Annotated in this window: 23 protein-coding genes and 1 tRNA gene; 11 read left to right on the forward strand and 13 right to left on the reverse strand. The window is 59.2% G+C overall.

The window, feature by feature from the left end; translation table 11 throughout:
• The first annotated feature begins 40 nt into the window (after window positions 1-40).
• Window positions 41-688: a hypothetical protein gene (locus CKALI_RS01860; protein ID WP_156191695.1), complete on the forward strand. Its 648-nt coding sequence runs from the start codon at window positions 41-43 to the stop codon at window positions 686-688.
• On the opposite strand, the gene disA is transcribed toward CKALI_RS01860, so the two are convergent.
• The 3 genes from disA to CKALI_RS01875 form a co-directional block, all read right to left on the reverse strand.
• Window positions 685-1,752 (reverse strand): DNA integrity scanning diadenylate cyclase DisA, encoded by a 1,068-nt coding sequence (gene disA / locus CKALI_RS01865; RefSeq protein WP_156191696.1) that lies wholly within the window; start codon window positions 1,750-1,752, stop codon window positions 685-687. The genes CKALI_RS01860 and disA overlap by 4 nt on opposite strands.
• The gene (gene radA, locus CKALI_RS01870; RefSeq protein ID WP_156191697.1) at window positions 1,752-3,110 is read right to left on the reverse strand and encodes a DNA repair protein RadA; all 1,359 of its coding nucleotides are present in this window, start codon (window positions 3,108-3,110) and stop codon (window positions 1,752-1,754) included. The genes disA and radA overlap by 1 nt, the downstream gene beginning before the upstream one ends.
• Window positions 3,111-3,262: 152 nt before the next feature.
• Complete coding sequence (locus tag CKALI_RS01875; RefSeq protein ID WP_156193622.1) at window positions 3,263-3,811, reverse strand: hypothetical protein; 549 nt, start codon at window positions 3,809-3,811, stop codon at window positions 3,263-3,265.
• Between the two features lie 227 nt (window positions 3,812-4,038).
• On the opposite strand from CKALI_RS01875, the gene CKALI_RS01880 reads away from it, so the two are divergent.
• Genes CKALI_RS01880 through ispF form a run of 3 tightly spaced genes read left to right on the forward strand, consistent with a single transcriptional unit; the run spans window position 4,039 to window position 5,816 of the window.
• Window positions 4,039-4,617: a CarD family transcriptional regulator gene (locus CKALI_RS01880; protein WP_156191698.1), complete on the forward strand. Its 579-nt coding sequence runs from the start codon at window positions 4,039-4,041 to the stop codon at window positions 4,615-4,617.
• Window positions 4,604-5,344, forward strand: coding sequence for a 2-C-methyl-D-erythritol 4-phosphate cytidylyltransferase (gene ispD / locus CKALI_RS01885; protein WP_156191699.1), 741 nt, complete (start codon window positions 4,604-4,606; stop codon window positions 5,342-5,344). Before CKALI_RS01880 ends, ispD begins: the two co-directional genes overlap by 14 nt.
• Complete coding sequence (gene ispF / locus CKALI_RS01890) at window positions 5,337-5,816, forward strand: 2-C-methyl-D-erythritol 2,4-cyclodiphosphate synthase (RefSeq protein WP_231580508.1); 480 nt, start codon at window positions 5,337-5,339, stop codon at window positions 5,814-5,816. Before ispD ends, ispF begins: the two co-directional genes overlap by 8 nt.
• On the opposite strand, the gene CKALI_RS01895 is transcribed toward ispF, so the two are convergent.
• Entirely contained in the window at window positions 5,813-6,349 is a 537-nt protein-coding gene (locus tag CKALI_RS01895) for a DUF305 domain-containing protein (RefSeq protein ID WP_156191700.1), read from the reverse strand. The genes ispF and CKALI_RS01895 overlap by 4 nt on opposite strands.
• A 120-nt stretch (window positions 6,350-6,469) precedes the next feature.
• Here CKALI_RS01895 and cysS point away from each other — a divergent pair, with 120 nt between their 5' ends.
• Entirely contained in the window at window positions 6,470-7,831 is a 1,362-nt protein-coding gene (gene cysS, locus CKALI_RS01900; protein ID WP_156191701.1) for a cysteine--tRNA ligase, read from the forward strand.
• 9 nt (window positions 7,832-7,840) lie between these two features.
• Complete coding sequence (gene rlmB, locus CKALI_RS01905) at window positions 7,841-8,782, forward strand: 23S rRNA (guanosine(2251)-2'-O)-methyltransferase RlmB (RefSeq protein ID WP_156191702.1); 942 nt, start codon at window positions 7,841-7,843, stop codon at window positions 8,780-8,782.
• Window positions 8,783-8,834: 52 nt separating this feature from the next.
• Here the strand turns inward: rlmB and CKALI_RS01910 are convergent, their stop codons facing one another.
• From CKALI_RS01910 to CKALI_RS01920, 3 genes are read right to left on the reverse strand one after another with little or no spacing between them, the layout of a single operon-like run.
• Window positions 8,835-9,683 (reverse strand): metal ABC transporter permease, encoded by an 849-nt coding sequence (locus CKALI_RS01910; RefSeq protein ID WP_156191703.1) that lies wholly within the window; start codon window positions 9,681-9,683, stop codon window positions 8,835-8,837.
• Window positions 9,684-9,685: 2 nt separating this feature from the next.
• Window positions 9,686-10,387 (reverse strand): metal ABC transporter ATP-binding protein, encoded by a 702-nt coding sequence (locus CKALI_RS01915; RefSeq protein ID WP_156191704.1) that lies wholly within the window; start codon window positions 10,385-10,387, stop codon window positions 9,686-9,688.
• Between the two features lie 18 nt (window positions 10,388-10,405).
• Window positions 10,406-11,350, reverse strand: a complete 945-nt coding sequence (locus tag CKALI_RS01920) for a metal ABC transporter solute-binding protein, Zn/Mn family (RefSeq protein ID WP_197079738.1) — start codon at window positions 11,348-11,350, stop codon at window positions 10,406-10,408.
• A 143-nt stretch (window positions 11,351-11,493) separates the two neighbouring features.
• Between CKALI_RS01920 and CKALI_RS01925 the strand changes: the two genes are divergently transcribed.
• On the forward strand, window positions 11,494-12,558 hold the full coding sequence (locus CKALI_RS01925) for a LacI family DNA-binding transcriptional regulator (RefSeq protein WP_156191706.1): 1,065 nt from the start codon (window positions 11,494-11,496) through the stop codon (window positions 12,556-12,558).
• On the opposite strand, the gene otsB is transcribed toward CKALI_RS01925, so the two are convergent.
• Genes otsB through thrE form a run of 5 tightly spaced genes read right to left on the reverse strand, consistent with a single transcriptional unit; the run spans window position 12,528 to window position 16,994 of the window.
• Entirely contained in the window at window positions 12,528-13,283 is a 756-nt protein-coding gene (otsB, locus tag CKALI_RS01930; protein ID WP_231580509.1) for a trehalose-phosphatase, read from the reverse strand. The genes CKALI_RS01925 and otsB overlap by 31 nt on opposite strands.
• Before the next feature lie 23 nt (window positions 13,284-13,306).
• Window positions 13,307-13,726 (reverse strand): META domain-containing protein, encoded by a 420-nt coding sequence (locus tag CKALI_RS01935; protein WP_156191707.1) that lies wholly within the window; start codon window positions 13,724-13,726, stop codon window positions 13,307-13,309.
• On the reverse strand, window positions 13,723-15,147 hold the full coding sequence (locus CKALI_RS01940) for an alpha,alpha-trehalose-phosphate synthase (UDP-forming) (protein WP_156191708.1): 1,425 nt from the start codon (window positions 15,145-15,147) through the stop codon (window positions 13,723-13,725). Before CKALI_RS01940 ends, CKALI_RS01935 begins: the two co-directional genes overlap by 4 nt.
• A 9-nt stretch (window positions 15,148-15,156) precedes the next feature.
• The gene (locus CKALI_RS01945) at window positions 15,157-15,516 is read right to left on the reverse strand and encodes a hypothetical protein (RefSeq protein ID WP_156191709.1); all 360 of its coding nucleotides are present in this window, start codon (window positions 15,514-15,516) and stop codon (window positions 15,157-15,159) included.
• Window positions 15,517-15,569: 53 nt separating this feature from the next.
• On the reverse strand, window positions 15,570-16,994 hold the full coding sequence (gene thrE / locus CKALI_RS01950; protein WP_231580510.1) for a threonine/serine exporter ThrE: 1,425 nt from the start codon (window positions 16,992-16,994) through the stop codon (window positions 15,570-15,572).
• A gap of 110 nt (window positions 16,995-17,104) precedes the next feature.
• On the opposite strand from thrE, the gene CKALI_RS01955 reads away from it, so the two are divergent.
• The 4 genes from CKALI_RS01955 to CKALI_RS01970 all read left to right on the forward strand — a co-directional run bounded on the left by CKALI_RS01955 (window position 17,105) and on the right by CKALI_RS01970 (window position 20,641).
• Window positions 17,105-17,177, forward strand: a tRNA-Thr gene (locus tag CKALI_RS01955).
• Between the two features lies 1 nt (window position 17,178).
• Window positions 17,179-17,661: a GNAT family N-acetyltransferase gene (locus CKALI_RS01960; protein WP_156191710.1), complete on the forward strand. Its 483-nt coding sequence runs from the start codon at window positions 17,179-17,181 to the stop codon at window positions 17,659-17,661.
• Between the two features lie 126 nt (window positions 17,662-17,787).
• Window positions 17,788-19,527 carry a pyruvate dehydrogenase gene (locus CKALI_RS01965; RefSeq protein WP_156191711.1) on the forward strand — a complete coding sequence of 580 codons (1,740 nt, stop codon included), beginning with the start codon at window positions 17,788-17,790 and terminating at the stop codon, window positions 19,525-19,527.
• Between the two features lie 148 nt (window positions 19,528-19,675).
• Window positions 19,676-20,641: a diaminopimelate dehydrogenase gene (locus CKALI_RS01970; RefSeq protein WP_156191712.1), complete on the forward strand. Its 966-nt coding sequence runs from the start codon at window positions 19,676-19,678 to the stop codon at window positions 20,639-20,641.
• A gap of 140 nt (window positions 20,642-20,781) precedes the next feature.
• Here the strand turns inward: CKALI_RS01970 and CKALI_RS01975 are convergent, their stop codons facing one another.
• Complete coding sequence (locus tag CKALI_RS01975; protein WP_156191713.1) at window positions 20,782-22,086, reverse strand: MFS transporter; 1,305 nt, start codon at window positions 22,084-22,086, stop codon at window positions 20,782-20,784.
• Window positions 22,087-22,131: the final 45 nt, after the last annotated feature.

Raw genomic sequence — 22,131 nt, forward strand, 5'->3', positions numbered from 1 at the left:
GCTAGCTGTTTTCGGACGGCTAGCCCTTTAAGCTGGCTGTATGACCCAGAGGCACCCAGAGATAATCTACCTACGGCGTCGCGTCGCGGCGATCCTGTTGTTGCTGGTTGTTGTTGCGCTGTGCGTGTGGCTGATGGTGAGCCTGGGTGGCAAGAAGGAAGAGCCAGCCCCGGCACCTGCGCCTAATGCCTTCACGACGTCCACCGCTTCCACTACTGCTCCGGCAACGCCGTCACCAACTGCCACGGCCTCAGCCTCTGCAACACCAACGCCAACTCCAACAGCGCAGGCAAAGACATCCTGCGCACTGGAAGACCTGGTAATCACGGCATCTGCAGACAAGCCAAATTATGGCCCTGAGGAGCGCCCGAAGTTCTATCTGACGGTGAAGAACCCAACGCAGGCCGATTGCAAGATCGACCTGCGCAAGGACGGCCTGCGCTTCGAAGTTTACGATCTCGCTTCCAACAAGCCGATCTGGGCTGACACCGACTGTAACCCGAGCGAGGACACCTCCGAGCGCACTTTCCCAGCAGGCCAGGAGCGCCACTACGAAGCTGTCTGGTCCCGCACCACCTCTGCCCCGGGTGAGTGCAACAATCGCCAGCCGGTGGCAGCCGGAAGCTACTTCCTGCACACCCTCGTGGGCAAAAACAACTCCGAGGCCTTCACGTTTAACTTGGGCTAGGCCTTCAGGCGGATCAGTCCGTCGCGGATGTGGCGGGCCCACAGCGCGCCCACGTTTTCGACGGCCGCAATGTCTTCGACACTCGCCTCGAGCAGCTTGTTGGAGTCGCCGAAAGCGAGAATCAACTTGTCCATGAGGAACGGCTGTACGCGTGGGACGCGGCCCAGGATTCGGTAGCCACGCGGCACGATCCATTGGTGGAGCGCCTCTTCTGCGGTAGGGAAACCGAGGATGCGGGCAATGTGGGAGGACTTCACAATGTCAATGTCACTCAGTGCCTCCAGTTCGCCGAGAGCCTGCTTGACGTCTTCATCCGACGGGAGCTCGGCTGCGACTAAGTAGTCGCGGAAAATGAACTCACGATCCTTGTCGTTATCGCCAAATAGCTCCTCCAGCTGAACACCCAGCTGCTTGCCGTCGGTACCGAGCTCAATCACATCGCGATCGATGGTCTCCGCGGCGCGACGCAGCATCTCTAGACGCTGGATCACGGTGATGACATCTGTGAGGGAAGCGTAGTTGTGCAGCTCCGCCATAAACAGGCGCTCATTGACCTGGTCAAGGCGCGTACGGTAACGCTCCATCGTGGCGATAGCCTGGTTCGCGCGCGAGAGAATGTCCGAGGATCCTTCGAGGATATGGCGCTTTTTGTCCACATACACGGTGATGATGTTCATCGATTGGCTCACAGAGATCACCGGGTAGCCGGTTTGCAGAGCCGTGCGCTCTGCGGAGCGGTGGCGGGTGCCAGATTCTTCCGTTGGGAACATCGGGTCCGGCATAAGTTGGACGTTCGCACGACGGATGCGGGAACCATCAGTAGAGAGCACCACTGCACCGTCCATCTTGCACAGCTCGCGTAGGCGCGTAGGGGCGAAGGGCACGTCAATTTCGAAACCACCGTCAGAGATGGCCTCCACGCGGTCATCGTAACCAAGGACAATGAGGGCGCCGGTGCGGCCACGGAGAATGCGTTCGAGGCCGTCGCGAAGCCCAGTGCCCGGGGCGAGGCGCTCCAGGGTGGCGCGGAGGGTGGACGGCGGCGTCGCGGCAAGCTCAGTCATCAGGAACCTAATTTCACTTCAGCGAGGGCACTCGCAATGTCTTTGATGTATGTGACTTTCATACCAGGAATTTCGACACGCTCACCATCGGGGACAATCGCACGGGTGTATCCGAGGCGCGCGGCTTCTTGCAGCCTACGCCTGAGATTCGGCACGCGGCGAATCTCACCAGCCAGGCCAACTTCACCGATCACCACCGTTTGGGGAGGCAGTGGAATACCTTTGATCGCACTGGCAGTAGCCAGAGCCACCGCCAGGTCGGAGGCAGGCTCAAAGATCTTCATGCCACCGACGGTGGCCACATAGGCATCGCGATCCGACGTATCGTGGCCCGCTCGTGCCATGAGCACTGCGAGCACCATCGGTACCCGGGTGGAATCCAAGCCGGTGACAGCTCGACGAGGATTCTTGGCAGTCGTCTTCACCATCAGGGCCTGAACTTCAGCCAGGATTGGGCGAACGCCGTCCATCGACACCATCACCGCGGTGCCGTCCGGGGTGTCTTCGCGGTGTGAAAGGAACAATCCTGAAGGGTCAGGAACCTCATGGATGCCATCCGACTGCTGCTCAAAGCAGCCCACTTCATCCGTGGCACCGAAACGGTTCTTGATGCCGCGCAGCATGCGTAGGGAAGTGTGCCGATCGCCCTCAAAGTTCAAGACCACATCCACCAGGTGCTCCAGCACGCGAGGTCCCGCAACATTGCCGTCCTTAGTCACGTGGCCAACCAGAAGCACCGGAAGCCCTCTGGTTTTCGCAAGCGTGGTGAGCGCAGCTGTCACTGCCCTGGACTGTGCGACGCCACCCGATACCCCCTCGACCCCAGAAGCGCTCATCGTCTGCACGGAGTCCACAATCAGCAGCGAGGGGTTCAGCTGTTCCACATGGCCGAACACCACGTCTAGATTCGACTCCGCCGCGAGATACAGGGTATCGATCACCGCTCCGGTGCGCTCCGCACGTAGGCGTACCTGGCCAGCGGACTCTTCCGCAGTCACATACAGCGCCGTGCGTCCCTGGCGAGCCCAGCCCGCTGCGACCTCCAACAGGAGGGTGGACTTGCCCACGCCAGGCTCACCGGCAAGCAACACCACAGAACCCGGGATAATGCCCTGGCCGAGCACCCGATCCAATTCGCCAATGCCAGTGGTCACGGCGGCGCTCGTGGTCGCGCTGACCTGTGTGATCGGCACGGCAGGGGAGCGCGGAGTCAGCGATGTGACAGTGGATGTGGCCGGTTGGGTCTGACCCAACTCGAGCGTGCCCCACGAACCGCATTCCGGACATCGTCCGAGCCATTTCGGACTGGAGTAACCGCACTCACTGCAGGTGTGGATGCTGCGTTCTTTTTTAGCCATGTTCTTGATCGTAGATAGGCGTGCTGGATTTGGTAATGGAGACTAAAGAAATCGCCAGAAAACAATCGTTTGCATTACCAAATCCAGCACGCTCAATCTAAAAAGCAGGCCACCAGCATCCGAAGATACCGATGGCCTGCTTAATCAAACGCTTAGTGAGCCTTAGGGGCCTCAACGCGGTTGCCAGCGACATCCTCGTTGTGGTTGGCGGCGATGGTTGCGTTCATCTCAATCTTGCCGGAGTCAAACTCGAAGGTGACTGGCTTCTGGCCGCCGACTGCGAAGCCGTCGTTAGGCAGCTCGGTGTCGATGTAGATGATGCAGACGTTGTCGTTCTTCTTCAGCAGCTCGATGTTGTCCTTGGAGTCGGCAACGACGGAGCAGTTGCGCTCGATCTTTGGCTTCTCGGAAAGCTGAATTTCCTTGCCGTCCACCTTCACGGACTTGAGGGTGTGATCCTTCATGGTGGTGTCGGTGTTGACAGCGGTGAACTTCAAAGCAGCGGTCTGATCTTCGTCGACGATGACGGTGACGTCACGAACAGCGATGCTCTTATCGGCGGTGTTAGCGCTTGCGCCGTCAACGGCGGCAACCTGGTCTGAGGTCTGGGAGATCTGACCAGCGCTGCAAGCGGAAAGTGCAGCGACGGCTACGCCAGCTACGGCAATGAGGGCGGAGCGGCGGGCAGTCTTGAAGATCATCACTTGGATACGTCCTCCATCTGAGGCCATCTGAGGCTTTTGGGAAAGATATTTGTCGAATAGCCAGTTTAACCCCACGGGTAGGAGAACACACACTCATTGGGCAGTCACCTGCTAGTTTTTGGCAAAATCACACCTCAATGGTGGTAGGGAGGTCGACAAAGTCGCAGGCCGACGGCGTGGTAGAATGACTGCCATTGTCACAATCAGTCCTTACAGGAGTGGGTATGGAATTCAAGGTCGGGGATACTGTCGTCTATCCGCATCACGGCGCAGCTCAGATTGAGGCGATCGAGCAGCGCGAACTCGGCGGCCAGATGATGGAATACCTGGTGCTGCAGATCCGCCAGTCTGATCTGGTGGTACGTGTTCCTGCCAAGAACGCTGAGCTCGTGGGCGTCCGCGATGTAGTAGGCGAAGAAGGACTGCAGAAAGTATTTTCTGTTCTTCGTGAAACTGACGTGGAAGAAGCAGGCAACTGGTCCCGCCGGTACAAGGCAAACCAAGAGCGCCTGGCTTCCGGCGATGTGAATAAGGTTGCCGAAGTTGTGCGCGACCTGTGGCGTCGTGACCAGGACCGTGGGTTGTCTGCTGGCGAGAAGCGCATGCTGGTCAAGGCTCGTCAGGTGCTGGTCGGCGAGCTCGCGCTGGCTGAGACTATGGACGAGGAAAAAGCAGATGGCATCCTCGCGCAAATGGACGAGGCTATTGAGCGTCACCGATCGAGCGAGCCGGAACTAGAAAAGCCTGCGATCGGGGACGAGGACATCGATCTTGATGACCTCAACTTCGATGACGAAGACTAGCCGTCCAGTCACGGCCCTGATCGCCGCGGCAGGAAAAGGTACGCGCCTGGGGGCTCCGGTCCCCAAGGCGTTCGTCACCCTTCGGGGTAAGACACTGTTGGAACGTAGCATCCAAGCGATGATCAACTCAGCGGTTGTCGATGACATCATCGTCCTCGTGAGCCCCGATATGGAGGCGTACGCCCGCGAGTTGCTCACTAAGCGTGGCCTGTTCGATGCTGAAATCCCGATCCGCCTTGTTCATGGCGGCGGGGAGCGCGCGGACAGCATTTGGCAAGGCCTGCAGGCGCTTCACGACGACCGCGTCGTCCTCATCCACGATGCCGCCAGGGCACTTACGCCTCCGGGCATGATCGCCCGCGTTGCCCGCGAAGTGCTCTCGGGCAGCGATGCTGTGATCCCGGTCGTGCCGGTAGCAGACACTATCAAACAGGTGTCGGGGGCTGTGGTCGTCGATACGCCCGACCGTGCGCGCCTACGCGCCGTCCAGACCCCTCAGGGCTTTGATTCGGCTGCGCTGAAAGCCGTTAACGCGGAGTATTTCGCCGGAGACTTTGATTTTGTCCCTACCGATGACGCGAGCTTGATGGAATGGGCTGGCAAGGAAGTTGTCACCGTACAGGGCGATCCGATGGCCTTTAAGGTGACAACGCCAATGGATATGATCCTGGCCCAAGTCATCACCGATGATGCCGAACCCACAATCTTTGAGGTGCCCAGTGAGTAACTTGATCCCCCGCGTTGGAATTGCCAGTGATGCCCACCAGATTCAGGCCGGTAAGCCCTGCTGGATCGCTTGCCTGCTTTTCGACGGCCAAGACGGTTGCGAGGGACATTCTGATGGAGATGTGGTGGCGCATGTCGTGGTGGACGCCTTGCTCTCTGCCTCCGGGTTGGGGGACTTGGGGTCCTTCGTGGGAGTCGGCCGTCCCGAGTACGACGGGGTCTCTGGCGCGCAGTTGATCCGTGAGGTTCGCGAGCTGCTAGAACGAGAAGGCTTCGTAGTTGGAAATGTTGCGACTCAGCTGATCGGCCAGACTCCCAAGATGGGACCGCGCCGCGCAGAGGCCGAAAAGGTCATGTCCGAGTTGCTGGGAGCGCCGGTAACGGTCTCTGCCACTACCACCGATCACATGGGATTTACTGGTCGCGGTGAGGGGCGCGCTGCCTTGGCGACGGCCGTCGTGTGGCGAGCCTAGTCCATTAAGTTTTCCATTTCCTGCATTTCTGCGGTCTGAACTTCGATCATCTTCTGGGCTGCCTCGCGAAGCGGCTGGTAATGGCCGTTTTGTACTTCGTCCTGAGTCATGAGGATCGCACCCTCGTGGTGGCTGTGCATGAGTTCTAGGAATGACTGTTCAGCGTCGGGACCTTCGAGAGAACGCAGTTGTTCCAGCTCAGAAGGGACGATCATGCCGTTGGCAATGTGCTGGGCATGAAGCTGCATCGTGTCTTCCTCGCCCCACTTGGTGGCCAGGCCCTTCATGTAGTCGATTTCTTCCTGCTGTCCCACTTTGATGCGCTCTGCCAGATCTTTTGTTTCCGGCGAGATGCTCTGCTTTTCCAGGATTATCCCGCTCAGATCCACGGCTTGCTGGTGGTGCGGGGTCATCATGGCGATGAAATGTACATCGGTAACATTGCCGAACTCCGCGCTGTTGGTTTGCGCATTGGAACACGACGTAACCAAGAGCCCCAGCACGCTAAAGGCACCTATCAAAGCTTTTTTCACGTTGTTTAGGTTAGCTATTGACTCTGAATACTCACTGGGAATTCATTGAGGTTGTGACCTCAATTCTTCTTTGTCACGCTTTCCCCTGTTAGAAATACGTCACCCGCTAGACTGAAGCTCGTGACTTTACGCATCTTTGACACCAACACCCGTAGCCTCCGCGACTTTGTCCCTGTTAAGGAAGGACATGCGTCTGTCTACCTGTGTGGTGCCACTGTGCAATCTATTCCGCATATTGGTCACGTTCGCTCTGGCGTAGCTTTCGACATCCTGCGTAACTGGTTGGAAGCTCAAGGCCTGGACGTATCTTTTGTGCGCAATGTGACGGATATCGACGATAAAATCCTTCGCAAGGCCGAGGAACACGGTCGCCCGTGGTGGGAGTGGGCGGCCACTCACGAGCGCCACTTCCAGTGGGCTTACGACCAGCTAGGTGTACGTCCACCGAGTATCGAGCCACGTGCCACTGGCCATGTGACCGAAATGGTCGAATACATGCAGCGCATCATCGACAACGGCCACGGCTACGCCTCTGACGGCAACGTCTATGCGACCCCGGCTACCATTCCCGGTTACGGTCAGCTTTCCGGCCAGAAACTCGATGAAATGGACCAAGGCGACACAGACGGAACTGGCAAAAAGGATCCTCGCGACTTTGCCATGTGGAAGGCCGCGAAGCCGGGCGAACCCAGCTGGCCCACCCCATGGGGGCGTGGTCGTCCAGGCTGGCACATCGAATGCACCGCCATGGCTACCAAGTACCTTGGCGACACGTTCGACATTCACTGCGGCGGGCTTGACCTGCAGTTCCCGCACCATGAAAACGAGATTGCACAGGCGCATGCTGCCGGCGACGGTTTCGCCAATTACTGGATGCACAATGGCTGGGTGACCATGTCCGGGGAAAAGATGTCCAAGTCCCTGGGCAATGTGCTGTCCGTGCCGAACATCCTCGAGATCGTTCGTCCTGTTGAGCTCCGCTACTACCTCGGTTCCGCCCACTACCGCAGCATGCTCGAGTACTCCGAGGCCGCCCTGCAGGAGGCAGCCGCAGGATACCGACGTATCGAGTCCTTCCTCGAACGCGTGGGGCAGGTCGAAAAAACTTCCTGGACCCCAGCATTCGAAGCAGCAATGAACGACGACATCTCGGTGCCACGGGCACTCGCAGAGATCCACAACACTGTCCGTGCCGGCAATTCCACGACCAACAAAGAAGAGCAGATTAGGCTTGCGGGCCAAGTTCGTGCAATGATGGCGATTCTTGGTGTCGATCCGCAGTCGGAGCAATGGGCGTCGACAAGCGGTGCAAGCGGCGGCGAGCATGCGCTCTCTGTTCTGGTGGAAGCTGAGCTCGAACGACGGGCGAAGGCGCGCGCCGACAAGGATTGGGCAACCGCTGACCAGGTGCGCGACCGCCTTATCGAAGCAGGCATCGACGTCACCGACACTCCCGACGGCCCACAGTGGTCGCTATCTTAAGGAAACAACATGGCTGGAAACGATCAGCGACGCGGCGCCGTCCGCAAGACCAACAAAAAGGGCGCGACCAAGGGCTCGGGCGGACAGGTTCGACGTTCCCTGCAAGGCAAGGGGCCAACGCCTAAGGCCGAGGACCGCGAGTACCACGCGAAGTTCCGGGCTAAGAAGCTCGCCGAGCGTCGCGCGCAGGGTCGCCACGAAAAGGAGCAGGACGAGTTCGTCGTCGGCCGTAACCCAGTGGTCGAGTGCCTCCATGCCAAGGTGCCAGCCACCGCGCTGTACATTGCGGAAGGCACCGCCAAGGACGATCGTCTGTCTGAGGCCGTCTACTTGGCGCATAACCGCGCGATCCCGGTGATCGAGAAGGCCAAGCATGAGATGGATCGCCTGACCGGCAACATGATGCACCAGGGCATTGGCCTGGTGGTGGAGCCGTACAAGTACGCCACCGTGGATGACCTCATTGATCGCGTGAATGAGTCTGGCGAACCAGGCATGATCGTCATGCTCGACAACATCACCGACCCACGAAACCTGGGCGCGGTCATTCGATCCGTAGCTGCCTTCGGTGGCCATGGCGTCATCATTCCGGAGCGCCGCTCCGCCTCAGTCACCGCTGTTACGTGGCGCACCTCGGCCGGCACCGCTGCCCGCCTTCCGGTGGCCCGTGAAGTGAACCTGGTTCGCACCCTCAAGCGCCTCCAGCAGGCCGGATACCAAGTCGTCGGCCTCGACGCCGGTGGCGACCACACCCTGGATACCTACGATGGCACTGATCCAGTGGTCATCGTTGTCGGCTCGGAAGGCAAGGGCATCTCTCGTCTCGTCGGCGAAACCTGTGACACCATCATGTCCATCCCGACGGAAAAGTGGGTCGAATCCCTCAATGCCTCCGTCGCTGCAGGTGTAGTGCTCAGCGAGTTTGCGCGTCAGCGCAGGACTTCGAACTAGCTATTAGCGGTGAGAAATGGTCCCATACGGGGCCATTTTTGTTTCCCGACCATTACTCCCCGCAGCAGTGGTCGACTTCCTGGATATGCACGTTCTTGTCTCGGCGCCAGCCAATGAATCGGCAGACGAGGTAGATCAAGAACGAGATCGAGGTAACGAAGACGCTCACCGGCAGGCCTGGTGCTAGTGAGAGGATGAGGCCGCCGACGGCTGCCACCTCGGCGAACAGCACAGACCACAGTACGGCTCCGACGGGGCTCGAGGTGATCTGAACAGCGGCAGCACCCGGCGTGATCAGCAGCGCCATGACCAGTAGCGCGCCGACGATTTGCACGGATTGCGCGGCAGTGAGTCCAACGAGGACTGCGAAAAGAATCGACATCCAGCGCACCTTGATTCCCGCAGACGCAGCGATGACTGGGTCTGCGGAGGCGAACAGGAGCGGTCGCCAAAGCAGCGTCACTGTGAGGACGACAATCGTAACGATGAGCGCGAGCAGCCACAACGAGCTGTGAGAAACGCCGACGATCTGCCCTGTGAGCAGTGCGAATGCGGTGGAGGACTTTCCAGGATACAGGTGGATGAAGAGCACGGATAGGCCCATGCCAAAGCTCATCACCACCCCAACTGCGCTGTCTTGCTGACTCATCCCGAGTAAGGCCAGCACGATAGCCGCGATGATCGAGCCGACCACGGCGCCAACTCCCACGTTCAGTCCGAAGAGTAGGGCAGCCGCGGCGCCCATCAGAGCCAGCTCGGAGGTGCCGTGTACGGAGAATGACATTTGGCGCAGCACGATCAGTGGAGCCATGATGCCGGAGACGATGCCAAGCAGCGCCGAGGCTACCAATGCGGTTTGGACGAAGTCGACGTTCAACAGATACAGGGTTTGTTCGAGCATGTTTACACCACAATCAATCGGCCGTCGACATTAATGACATCCACGCGCGTGCGATAAAGCTCGGAGAGGACCTCGGAGCGCATGACGTCTCCTACTTCGCCGAGTGTGTGGCCATAAGGGGCGATGTACAACACTCGGTTCACCACGTTCAAGATCGGATTGATGCCGTGGGTCACGAACAGGATGGCGGTGCCGTGGTCGCGGCGACGGGCGTCGAGACGCGCAACCGTGCGTTGTTGCACGCCGGGGTCGAGGGAGAGCAGTGGCTCGTCGCAAAGCAGCAGTTTTGGGTCGCGGGCGAAGGCCTGCGCCTGGCGCACGAGCTGTTGTTGCCCGCCGGAGAGCTTGCCGACGCGCAGGTCGGCCAAGTGCTCCGCGTCTACCTCGCGCAGCCGCGCCAGCACCTCGCTTTGCGACGCCCGTCGCCCAGACAACACGCCGTGTGCCAGTGACAAACTCACGAGATCTTTTGCCCGCATGGGCAGGTCCAGCGGGAACATGCGTTGCTGAGGGATGAAACCGATGTCTGAAGTCGCTGTGACTGTGCCGCTGCTGAGCTTGCGGGTGCCGAGGATGGTGTGGAGCAGGGTTGATTTCCCGGCGCCGTTGGGGCCTAGGACGGCGATAAACTCGCCGGGCTCGACATCAAGGTTGAGGTCGGCCCACAGCGGGTCGACCGCGGCATCGGTAAATTTCAGAAGCACGTTTTGAGGATATCGCAATTATCGTGCGTGCCCGACGCGCTCGGAGGCCTTTTCAAAGCCTTCGACCGTGCTGTTGAAGAAGTCGAAGAAGTTTGTGCCTGCGGCCGGGGTTTCAGCAACTTCAATGACGGGGATCTGCTTCGCTTCTGCCGCCTCGCGGATGCGCGTGGAATACGGGGTGGATGATTGCGGAGTGTCAATGAGTAGCTGAACGTCACCAGACTTGATGAGTTCGAGGAAGGCGTTAACGTCGGCGGCGGTTGGCTCGGACTCGCTGAGCGTGGTGGCGCGGTAGCCAGCCGGGGTGATGTCGGCCATCTGGGTGTGGAGGAGGATGTGGTCCGCGATTGGGTGGGTCTGGGCGATCTTGGCTGCGGGAAGGGCGTGGATGCGCTTGTCCAGAGCGTCGATGGTTGACTGGACGGCGCCCGGATCGACCTTTACCTCGGGATTGATGGCTGTGATCGCCTTGGCGGTGTCCTCAGCGACCTGGGAGAGGGCGGAGGTGTTGTACCAGACATGTTCGTTGGTCTCGGCATCTTCAGCTACCGGGCCATGGTCGTGGCCCGCATGATCGTCGTCCTCGTGCGTGGCGTGGTCGTGTTCGCTGAGCGAAAGTGCGTGCACGACCTTCTTTTCATCGACCCGGGAGTACAGCCAGGAGTCATAGCCGCCGCCGCCAACCACCACGATATCGGCTTCACCGGCCTTGGCCATGTCCATTGCGGTGGGTTCGAAGGAGTGCGGATCAGCGTCGGTTCCCTTCACTATCGTCTCGATCTTCACCTGGGAGTCATCAGTGATTGCATCAACGACGTCTGCCCACACTTGAGTGGAAGTGAGGATGTTGATCTTGTCTTCATCGTCGCCGTTGGTAGGGGCGCAGGCAACCAAGCTGGCGCTTAGCCCGAGTGCTGCCAGGACGGGGGAAAGGCGGCGAAGTGAAGAAGTGAAGTAACTCATGATGTACATAAAACCCTTATTGAACACGATTGTCAAATTGAAAATGGTGTCAGCACACCAAAGATCATTTGTGCTGGTCACGTGAATGTAGCTCCGCGGACCGGGTCCGGTTAATGAAAACAAATAGGTGATACAGTTTCGGCATGGGGAAAAGGTCAACCAGCCGTGGCACGTTAGCTTCGCTGGCAGCAGAACTCGGTGTATCCCGCACGACGGTATCCAACGCTTACAATCGCCCCGACCAGCTGTCGCCCGTACTACGCGAGCGCATTCTCGCCACCGCCGAGCGACTCGGCTACCCCGGACCAGATCCAGCTGCCCGCTCGCTGCGCACTCGCAGGGTAGGTACGGTCGGCGTGCTGTTCACAGACGACCTCACCTATGCCTTTGAAGATCTCGCGTCAGTTGACTTCCTTGCTGGCATGGCTGCCGCATCATACGGCTCGCACACCGCGCTCACCCTAATTCCCGCAGGTCCAGGCGAGGACGTAAACCCGCAGGCCTTGGTCGGGCAGTCCGCAGTGGACGGATTCGTGGTGTATTCCGTGGCAGAAGGAGACCCCTATTTGACGGCGGCGGTTGCGCGCCGGGTGCCGGTAGTGGTGGTGGATCAGCCCACCACTACCGACCTGCCCTGGGTCGGAATTGACGACTATCACGCGATCGCACCAGCTGCGCAGGCCTTGCTTGATGCCGGACACCGCCACATCGGCATCCTCTGTATTCGATTGGGGCGCGAACGCAATGACGGCCCGGTGTCTCCGGAGCGGTTGGCGTCGGCAAGCCTGCATGTGCAAAAGGCCAGGGTGGAAGGAGCGCTGGCCGTGCTGGCGGCCGGTGGGATTGACCCGCGCCATGTGCCGATCGTCGAGCGCCACATCAATGACCGGGCCAACAACCTCGATGCCGCTCGGGAGTTGCTCACCGCCCACCCGGAGCTCACCGCCGTCCTGTGTACCACCGACTCGATGGCGCTCGCTGTCCTCGACTACCGCCCGGACATCTCCGTCACGGGGTTCGACGGCATCTCCACCGCGCTGTACCGAGAACTAACCACAGTGATCCAGCCAAACCACGACAAGGGCGCCGCGGCGGGACGCATGCTGGGGGCGCTTATCGACGCCAACCTGGCCGACACCTCCATCGACCTGCCGAATACCGTCCTGCCAACCAGCTTCTACGCCGGCAGCACCGTCCGACGCATCTGAAGTAGTTCCTTTAAGAGCGCTTCCACGGCCTCGAGGTCTGGAACACGCAGATGAGCAAGGGTTTCTCCTTCGCCGACGCGCACACCGAGATCGTTGGGGCCAAGAGCTCGCATGCCATTTTCATCGGTGAAGTCATCGCCGAGGAACACCACTGCATCTGCGTTGTACCGATCGCGGGCCTGCGAAATCCACGTTCCCTTAGTCACATCCACTACGGAAAACTCTTCAATGCACTTGCCGTGGGTCACATGCACGCCCTCCGCTTCCAAGGAGCGGGCGCGAGCTACCAGATCGTCATGGAGTTCCGGGGAAACCTTGCGGTAGTGCAGGACGCGGTGGACGGGCTTGTGCTCGATGAAGGCGCCGTCGATGCCGTCGATAAGCGCATCGAGCTCGGCAGTGAGAGAATCGAGTAGAGCTGCCTGCGAATCGGTAAGTTCGATCCCCTCGGCGCCGTGGCTACCAACGAGCTGGATCCCGCCAACTTCACCGGCGACCTGCTGCAACCCGGCTAGGTGACGGCCGGAGAGGATCGCGGAATGCGTGCCCGCCACGGTGCCTAGCTCCATGAGCGCATTGATCGACTCTCGATTCACGGGGACGTTCAGTGCCTCCGTGGAAAAACCGGCGAGGGTTCCGTCAAAATCCGAGACCACCAGCAGGGTTTGTACGGCGGCGACGCGGGATAGGGCAGAGGTGATGTCAGCTGCGGATGCGTAGGTCATAGCTACTAACCTAGTCTGCTGGACTAGTTAGCGGCCACCAGGCGAATTCCCGGGCGATCGAGCCCGTCAGTCTTGGTGAGCAGCATCTCGTCCTTTTCCTTTTTCACCTCGAGCTCGCCACCCAGCAGCGCCACCATCTGATCGTGGAAGAAGCGTTGCGAACCTTCGCAGGAGGCATCTCGGAAGTTCATATCGCGGAAAGAAGCGTGGGTTGGCTGGGCTGCATCCGGGGTAAAACTCACCCGGCCTTGGATTTCGGAGCAGCCGGTGGACCCGGTCACTGTGGAGTCCCCGAAGACTAAATAGGCAGGCACAGGTACCTGGGAAGGCACGTCCGGGCTGGTGTACACGTTGGTCACCTGCCACGTGTTGGACATCGGGATTTCATTCGAACAGGCAGTGAGCGCTACCCCGCACACGAGCACTGCTAGGAGTTTCTTCATCGGTGCTTCTCCAGCGAGTTGAGGAAGCTGGTGGCCCACAAGTTCACGTCGTGTTCCATCACCTGGGCGTGCAGCAACTGCATCCGCTGGCGGGCATCCTCGGAATCACTTTCCACATCCGTGATCGCCGCGTGCAGTTGGCGCTTGATCGATTCGAGGTCATGTGGGTTGGTGAGGTAAGCCTCGGTCAGTTCCACGGCAGCGCCGGCGAACTCGCTGAGGACCAGCGCGCCAGAATCTTGGTGGCAGGCCACGTACTCCTTGGCTACGAGGTTCATGCCGTCCTTGAACGGGGTGACCAGCATGACATCGGCGGCCGCGTAGTAGCCCATCAAAATATCCTTGGACACGCTGCGGTGGATGTAGTGCACCACCGGGGCGCCTACTTCGCCGTACAGGCCATTGATCCGGCCGACTGCTGCCTCCACCTCGGAGCGCGTCTTGCGGTAATGGTCGATGCGTTCGCGCGAAGGCGTTGCGATCTGTACAAACACCACGTCCTGTGGGCTGATCGCACCACTGGCCAAAAGCTCCTCGAAAGCGAGCAGGCGCTGGAGGATGCCCTTGGTGTAGTCGAGGCGATCCACGCCGAGAATGAGAGTTTTGTTGCCCAGTCGTGCCTTCAGATCGGTGGGGCGTTCCGCGAGCTTTGCCACTGCCTGTGAATCAATGGAGATAGGGAACGCGGCCACACCGACGCTGCGACCGTCCGGGGCTGTCACCCATGCCGTAATTTCGCGTATCGACGGCGTTCCCGACGTCTCTAGCTCATCAGGCTGACCGATGTGTGAGCCTGCGGCGCCAGCGATTTGTTCCGACAGCGCAAGGAAGTTCTTTGCGTTATCCACGCTGTGGAAGCCGATAACGTCCGCCCCCAACAGGCCGCGCATGATCTCTTCGCGCCATGGCAACTGCCGGTACAGCTCGGCACCGGGGAAAGGAATGTGGAGAAAAAAGCCAATCTTTAGATCAGGGCGAATCTGGCGCAAGATACCGGGAACCAGCTGGAGCTGGTAGTCCTGTACCCATACTGTGGCGCCTTGATCCGAGACGTTGCTGACCGCCTCGGCAAACTTCAGGTTGACCTCGCGGTATGCCTCCCACCAATGACGGTGAAACTCGGGTGGCACGATGAGATCGTGGTACAGGGGCCACAAAGTGGCGTTGGAAAAACCCTCGTAGAACAGCTCGTAGTCGGACTGGCTGAGTGAAACGGGGTGGAGCAAAATGCCGTCCTCGGTACGGAACGGCTCGAGGTCGCTGTCTGGCATCCCCGGCCAACCGACCCAACAGCCCTGGTGTTGCATCAGCACCGGGCTGAGAGCTGTTACGAGCCCGCCCGGGCTTGGTTGCCAATTACCGTCTTTGTCCAGGTCCACTGGCAATCGATTGGCAACGACAACGAAGCTATTTCCACCCATGGGGCCAGACTACGCCTTCTTGGTGGTCTTCTTCGTGGCCTTTTTAGTGGCCTTCTTTGCCGCAGTCTTGGTGGCCTTCTTGGCAACCTTCTTGGTAGTTTTCTTCGCGGTAGTAGCCGTCTTGGAAGCAGCCTTCTTGCGAGTTCGCTTAGTCGCCTTCTTCGGGCCTTCTGCTTCAAAATCAGCAGCTACCTTGCGGTGGATGAGGCCCTCAGGCTCTACGCCCAGCATGCATGCCAGCGTCACCGCGTCCAGGAAGTCGGTGGAGTACGTAGCAACGATGCGGCGAGCAGCCAGCGCGGTTTCCTCCTCGAGGGCAACCATGTACTCGGCAGCAGCGGAGCGGGTGTCAGTCACCTTGGGTGGCAAGGATCCTCCTGAAGTCGAAATCTATCTGGACACGTAGGCATTCTATCCTACGCCTACTGCTGCGACAGTGGCGCGGGTGGCTTGTGGAAGAAGCGGCGTCGGGTACGGAACGCGCGGTATGGGTTAAAGCGCGGTGGCCTGCGCAGCTTGCGCGCGATCCATTCGCCAAGCACTACACCGGCCCCCAGGGAGGTAGCAATAGCTAGTGCCAGGGCCATGTTGGTGAAACCGATGAGCAATTGCTCATTCAGAATTGCGTACATGCCGCGGTACACCGACAGGCCTGGCAGCAACGGGGTGATGCCGGAAACGGACACGATTAGCGGTGGGATTAAGAAACGGCGGGCAAGCAAACCACCGGCCAGGCCGATAATCGTCGCCGAAATGCCAATCCCCACGACTGGGCCCACGCCATGGGGTATCAGCACGAAGTAGTACACAGAGGAGCCGGCAGCAGCGGTTAAACCGGCAATCCACATCGAACGCCACTCCACAAAACAAGCAACCGCGAACGCTGCCGATGCGATCGCGCCCGAAAGCACCTTCACCGTGCTCGAGGAGAAATTCGGGGCGGGAGTCGTTTGAATCGGAGGCAGATTAATACCGAGTGCATCCGAGACCTGGATGCCGATGGCCACGCCGGCGACGATACCGCCGGTCATGAGCATTGTCTCGAAGAAGCGAGCACTGGCCGTGACCGGTGCACCAGTGATGCCATCCTGCAGGGCCTGCACCAGAGTCAGGCCTGCCAGCATCACCACAATTCCCGACGCAATAATCTGCGACGGAGCTAGCTCGAAGCCTTGCCGGACAGCCAGCAAATAAGCCACCGCCGCGGGGACGGTGCCGACGAACCCGCCGTAAATGTTCTGGAAGAAGGGTGGGAGGCCTTGGGCGTCGAGAAGCTCGCTACCCAGCATGATGACTGCGGCGGTGACGGAGGAAATCGCCGCGACCAATAAACCACCGCCCAGCAGCACTGCAACGGCTGCGGCCATGAATGCCCATCCCAAGGTGAAGCGGAGCTGGCGGGCGCTCGGGGTGGTGGAGATGATCTCATCGAGGATCTTTTCCGCCATGTCCGGACTGGTAGCGCCCGATTGAATGGAACGGATGAGGCGGTCAACTTCTGCGAGCTGGCCAAAGTTAGTGCCCAACCGATTAACCACACGAAACACGCTCACCGGGGTTTTGTAGGTGCCCATGTGAGTGAACAAGGTGATGGTGTTCATCGTGATGTCTACGTGCGCGTAGTGCAGGCCATATGCCGAGGTCACAGCATGGATCTGCGCCTTCGTGTCATTGTTGCCCGTGCCGGACATGAGAAGGATGTCGCCGATGCGCGCAGCAATGTGCATCACGCCAGCCACCTGGCCAGGGTCGGTGAGATCAATGGGAGCAAGTGGGGAAGGAGGTGGTGCTGCCTTCGCGGCATCAATCGTTGCGATGTGCCCGCGCCCCCGGAAGAATTCCAGCACGAAAAGTCCCTTTCCCTTAAAACGGATCTGTCGACATTCTAAAGGGCAAAGCCAATCTTGGTTTGGAATAGTGCTTTCAGGTAGCATGACTTCTCGTGCCATTGGCACGTGCTGGAGTGGCGCAATCGGTAGCGCAACGCACTTGTAATGCGTAGGTTGCGAGTTCAAGTCTCGTCTCCAGCTCATGCACATCAGACAGGCTCTGGAATCTGACGCAGCCGCTATAGCAAGGATCTTCAATCATGCGATTGAAACCGGTATAGCGTCGTGGCTTCCGGAGCCTGTTTCCGTCTCCAACCGACTCAACTGGATCCGCACGCACGCTGCGTTCGTTGCCGAAGAAGATGGCGTAGTGCTGGGCTTTGCCGGATTCGGTCCGTGGAAGACAAGCCCCGCCTATCGGTTCACAGTCGAAGATTCCGTGTATATCGGGCCGGAGGCCGCAGGTAAGGGCGTCGGGTTCGCGCTCATGAGCACGCTTATCGACGTCGCTCGCAGCGATGGCTATCGGCGCATGGTGGCTTCCATTGAAGCCGGCAACGAGGCTTCCATTGCTTTGCATCGAAAATGTGGTTTCGAGCCAATTGGGATCATGCCGGGAGTCGGCGAGAAGTGGGGCAGGGAGCTCGACCTTTCTGTATGGATGAAGCGCTTGACCGATTTGTGACAGTCGCCTGTCAGTGCAGTTAGAGGTCACTTTTCCTTACTCACGGAGGTTCTTCACCTGGCAGGTGGTCGTGATTGCCACCACACTGGGAAGCACAACCAATGTCTGTTAGGAGAAGTGGAACCCATGGCAAAGACCTTCGCCGAGCAAATTGTTGAAGCGCTGGAAAAGTACGGTGTGGAGCGGATTTACGGGCTAGTTGGAGACAGCCTGAACCCGATTTCGGATGCCGTCCGTTCTTCATCAATCGAGTGGGTGCACGTCCGAAACGAGGAGGCCGCGGCCTTTGCTGCCGGCGCAGAGTCGCTAATGACGGGCAAGCTCGCTGTTTGTGCGGCCTCCTGTGGGCCGGGCAACACCCACCTGATCCAGGGACTTTACGATTCGCACCGAAACGGTGCCAAGGTCCTCGCCCTGGCCAGCCACATTCCTGGCCCGCAAATTGGCTCGAAGTTCTTTCAGGAAACCCATCCTGAGCAGATCTTCGCCGAGTGCTCTGGCTATTGCGAGATGGTGAACGCGCCCGGACAAGGGGCACGGATTTTGCACCATGCCGTGCAATCGACCATGGCCGGGCGTGGGGTGTCGGTACTGGTGCTGCCGGGAAACATTTCCATGCAGGAAGCGGAAGACGACACGTTTTTGGCGTCTACTGTGGCCGTCGATAAGCCCATCAGCTATCCGCATCCCGCACAGGCCGCAGCTTTGGTGGAAGCAATTAATGATGCGGAGACCGTCGCGCTATTTTGCGGTGCAGGATGCAAGGATGCCCGTGAGCAAGTGCTCGCGTTGGCCGAGAAGATTAAGGCTCCCGTTGGGCACGCGCTGGGCGGCAAAATGTACATCCAGCACGACAACCCGTTTGACGTGGGTATGTCCGGACTGCTGGGCTATGGAGCGTGTCACGATGCCACTAACGACGCGGACTTGTTGATCCTGCTTGGTACTGACTTTCCCTACTCAGAGTTTTTGCCGAAGAAGAATGTGGCGCAGGTGGATATCGACGGCGCGGCCATCGGACGACGTACCACTGTGAAGTACCCAGTAGTGGCCGACGTTGCTGCGACGATCGACAACATTTTGCCGCATGTGAATGAGAAGAAGTCTCGCAAATTCTTGGATTCCATGCTCCGCGAGCACCACCGCAAGCTCGAGACCGTGGTGGAGACCTACACCTCCAAGAATCAAAAGCACTCACCGATTCACCCGGAACTGGTAGCGGACCACCTTGACGAGCTAGCAGACGAGGATGCCGTATTCACCGTGGACACCGGCATGTGCAACGTGTGGGCAGCTCGCTACGTTAACAATTTTTCTGGGCGACGTGAGCTCATCGGTTCCTTCCGGCACGGCACGATGGCCAACGCCCTACCGCATGCGATCGGCGCGCAGGCTGCGGATCGTGGTCGACAGGTGATTTCGATGTCCGGCGATGGAGGCCTGGGAATGCTCCTCGGCGAGTTGCTGACTGTGAAGCTTCACCAACTCCCCGTGAAAACCGTGGTTTTCAATAATTCCTCGCTCGGCATGGTGAAGTTGGAAATGCTTGTGCAGGGCTATCCGGAGTTCGAAACCGACCACTCCGGGGTGAATTATGCGGCGATCGCCGAAGCAATGGGGATCGCGTCCTTCCGCGTAGAGGATCTGCGAAAGCTGCCGTCAGTACTGGAAAAGGCGTTGCGTCACGAGGGGCCAGCGCTTATCGACGTCGTAACTGATCCCAACGCGCTGTCCATTCCGCCGAACATCACCTTCGAGCAGATTCTTGGCTTCTCCAAGGCTGCGAGCCGAACCGTCTACGAAGGTGGTGTAGGTCGAATGCTTGATCTTGCTGCAGCAAACTTGCGAAACGTTCCGAGGCCGTGAGTTTTCAAACACGAGGTAAATAAGAGTTAACCATATTAAGTAATCCTTCAATTTATTCGTCAGTCCATGAATAAAACGGCCCGTTCTGCAGCGTGGCCGGTAGGATGAAAATCCTAAAACACATGCTTGTACGTGGAAAGGAACACACATGAGCAACATTCGTGCCGCAATCATTGGTTACGGAAATCTGGGCAAGAGCGCTGAGAAGGTCATCGCAGCTCAGCCTGACATCGACCTCGTGGGCGTGTTTTCTCGCCGCGACACCCTCGACACTGATGCCCGAGTGCTTCCGGTTGCCGACGCAGAAAAGTACGTCGACGAGATCGACGTCCTCTACATGTGCCTCGGCTCTGCCACAGACATCCCTGAGCAGGCAGCTGGCCTGGCGAAGCTGTACAACACCGTCGATACCTACGACAATCACAACGAAGTCCCACGCCACCGCGCTGAAATGGATGCCGCTGCCAAGGAATCTGGCCACGTTGCCATCATCTCCACCGGCTGGGATCCAGGCATGTTCTCCCTCAACCGCACCTACGCTTCTGCGGTAGTGCCTGAGTTCGATCAGCACACCTTCTGGGGACCGGGCTTGTCCCAGGGACACTCCGACGCGCTGCGCCGCATCGAGGGCGTTGCCAAGGCAGTCCAGTACACCATCCCAGCGCCAGAAGCTCTGGACAAGGCTCGCAATGGCGAAGGCCAGGACATCACCGGCAAAAACGCTCACCTGCGTCAATGCTGGATCGTTGCCGAAGAAGGCGCCTCGTTGGAGGATATCGAGAACACCATCCGCACCATGCCGGATTACTTTGTCGGCTACGAGGTCGAGGTCAACTTCATCTCCGAGGCAGAATTTGATGCAGAGCACACCGGCATGCCACACGGTGGACATGTCGTTACCGCAGGCAAGATCGGCGACACCAACCACCTGATCGAGTACACCCTGAAGCTGGATAAGAACCCAGACTTCACCGCAGGTGTCATGGTGGCCTACGGTCGTGCTGCGCACCGCTTGGCTCAGTCCGGAGCCACCGGAGCGTTCACGGTTCTCGAGGTCGCTCCATACCTCATCCACCCACTGGGCTTGGACGAGCTCATCGCGCGCGACGTGTAGTTCATTGACGCTGAAAGGGCCGCTCCCAGTTGGGGAGTGGCCCTTCTTTGTGCTCGGCAGAATGTGGTGGGTAAACCTGTTTTAGTGACAGAGGTTTACCCATCTTTTGGTGCGTTGGGGTGTCAGATTGGTGGGTAAATCTACCCAAGCTGTCCAGGTTTACCCAGTACAGTTCGTGCCCCGCCTGGTGCCTTTACAAACGCCAGCATCGCGCATCCAATCGCCAAGATGAGACCGATGCCGATGATGCCCGCACGATCGGCACCCAGTAGGGAGACAAAGAGACCAAATGCCGTGGGAGCCATCCAGCTCACTGCGCGGCCGGTGGTGGCGTACAGTCCGAACATTTGGCCTTCGCGGCCTTCGGGAGAAACACGCGAGAGGAAAGTTCGGGCTGCCGATTGTGCCGGCCCCACGAAGAGACACAGGATGAGGCCGAAAATCCAGAACATGGTCGGGCCGGAAACGAAATACAAGATCACAGCGTCAGTGATCATGCAGATCAGGGAGAACATGATCACCGGCTTCGGGCCGAGCGCATCGTCAAGGAAGCCAGCAACTAGAGCGCCAAGGGCACTGACCACATTGGCTGCCACACCGAATAGAAGCACGTCGGAGGAACTAATCCCATAGACCGACACAGCCAGGATCGCGCCGTAAGCGAAGACTCCAGCCAGACCGTCGCGGAAGATCGCGGCGGCGATGAGGAACCATACGGAGTTTCGGTCAGTGTGCCACAGTTCCTTGATCTCCCCGAACAACTGCCGATAGGAGGCAAAAAAGCCCACGCGAGAGGCTGTTGGGTCGGGAGAGATTTCGGGAACCCGGAACATGACGGGTAATCCGAACAATAGAAACCAGACTGCTGCAAAGAGCGCTACCAGGCGGATGTTGAAGCCTTCGGCCGTCGATAAGCCCAGCACACCGCCTTCGCCCGCGATGAAACCGACGTAGCAGGCGAGCAGCAGGAAGATGCCTCCGAAGTAGCCGGCGGCCCAGCCGAAACCGGAGACGCGACCGACGGTAGCGGGCGTGGAAACTTGGCGGAGCATGGCGAAGTAGGGGACTTCGGCGAATTGGAAGGTCACGGATGCGACAGCCATGATGGCGGTGCCCAGCCAGAAGTACCATTCGGCGTCGTTGCGAACGAAGTACAGGCTAGCCATGAGGAAGAACGTGACGATAGTCCAGAAACGGACGCTGCGGCGACGCGTCCCGCGGACGTCGGTGAGGCGTCCTTGAACGGGGGCGAAGATGGCGATGGCGACGCCGGCTACGGCCATCGCGAAGCTGAACTTACCCGTCGGGTTATCAACGTGTTTGCCAACGGAGCTGGTCAGGTACACCGAAAACACGAAAGTCACGAGCACAGCGTTGAATGCTGCGGAACCCCAGTCCCACGATGCCCATGACAGCACCGGGCGTCTACTTGAAGCAGTTTGCATGCCGAGAACTCTAATCTGACCGGGGCAAACGCGCTCACCAAAGGA

The sequence above is a fragment of the Corynebacterium kalinowskii genome (assembly GCF_009734385.1).
Taxonomy (GTDB): Bacteria; Actinomycetota; Actinomycetes; order Mycobacteriales; family Mycobacteriaceae; genus Corynebacterium; species Corynebacterium kalinowskii.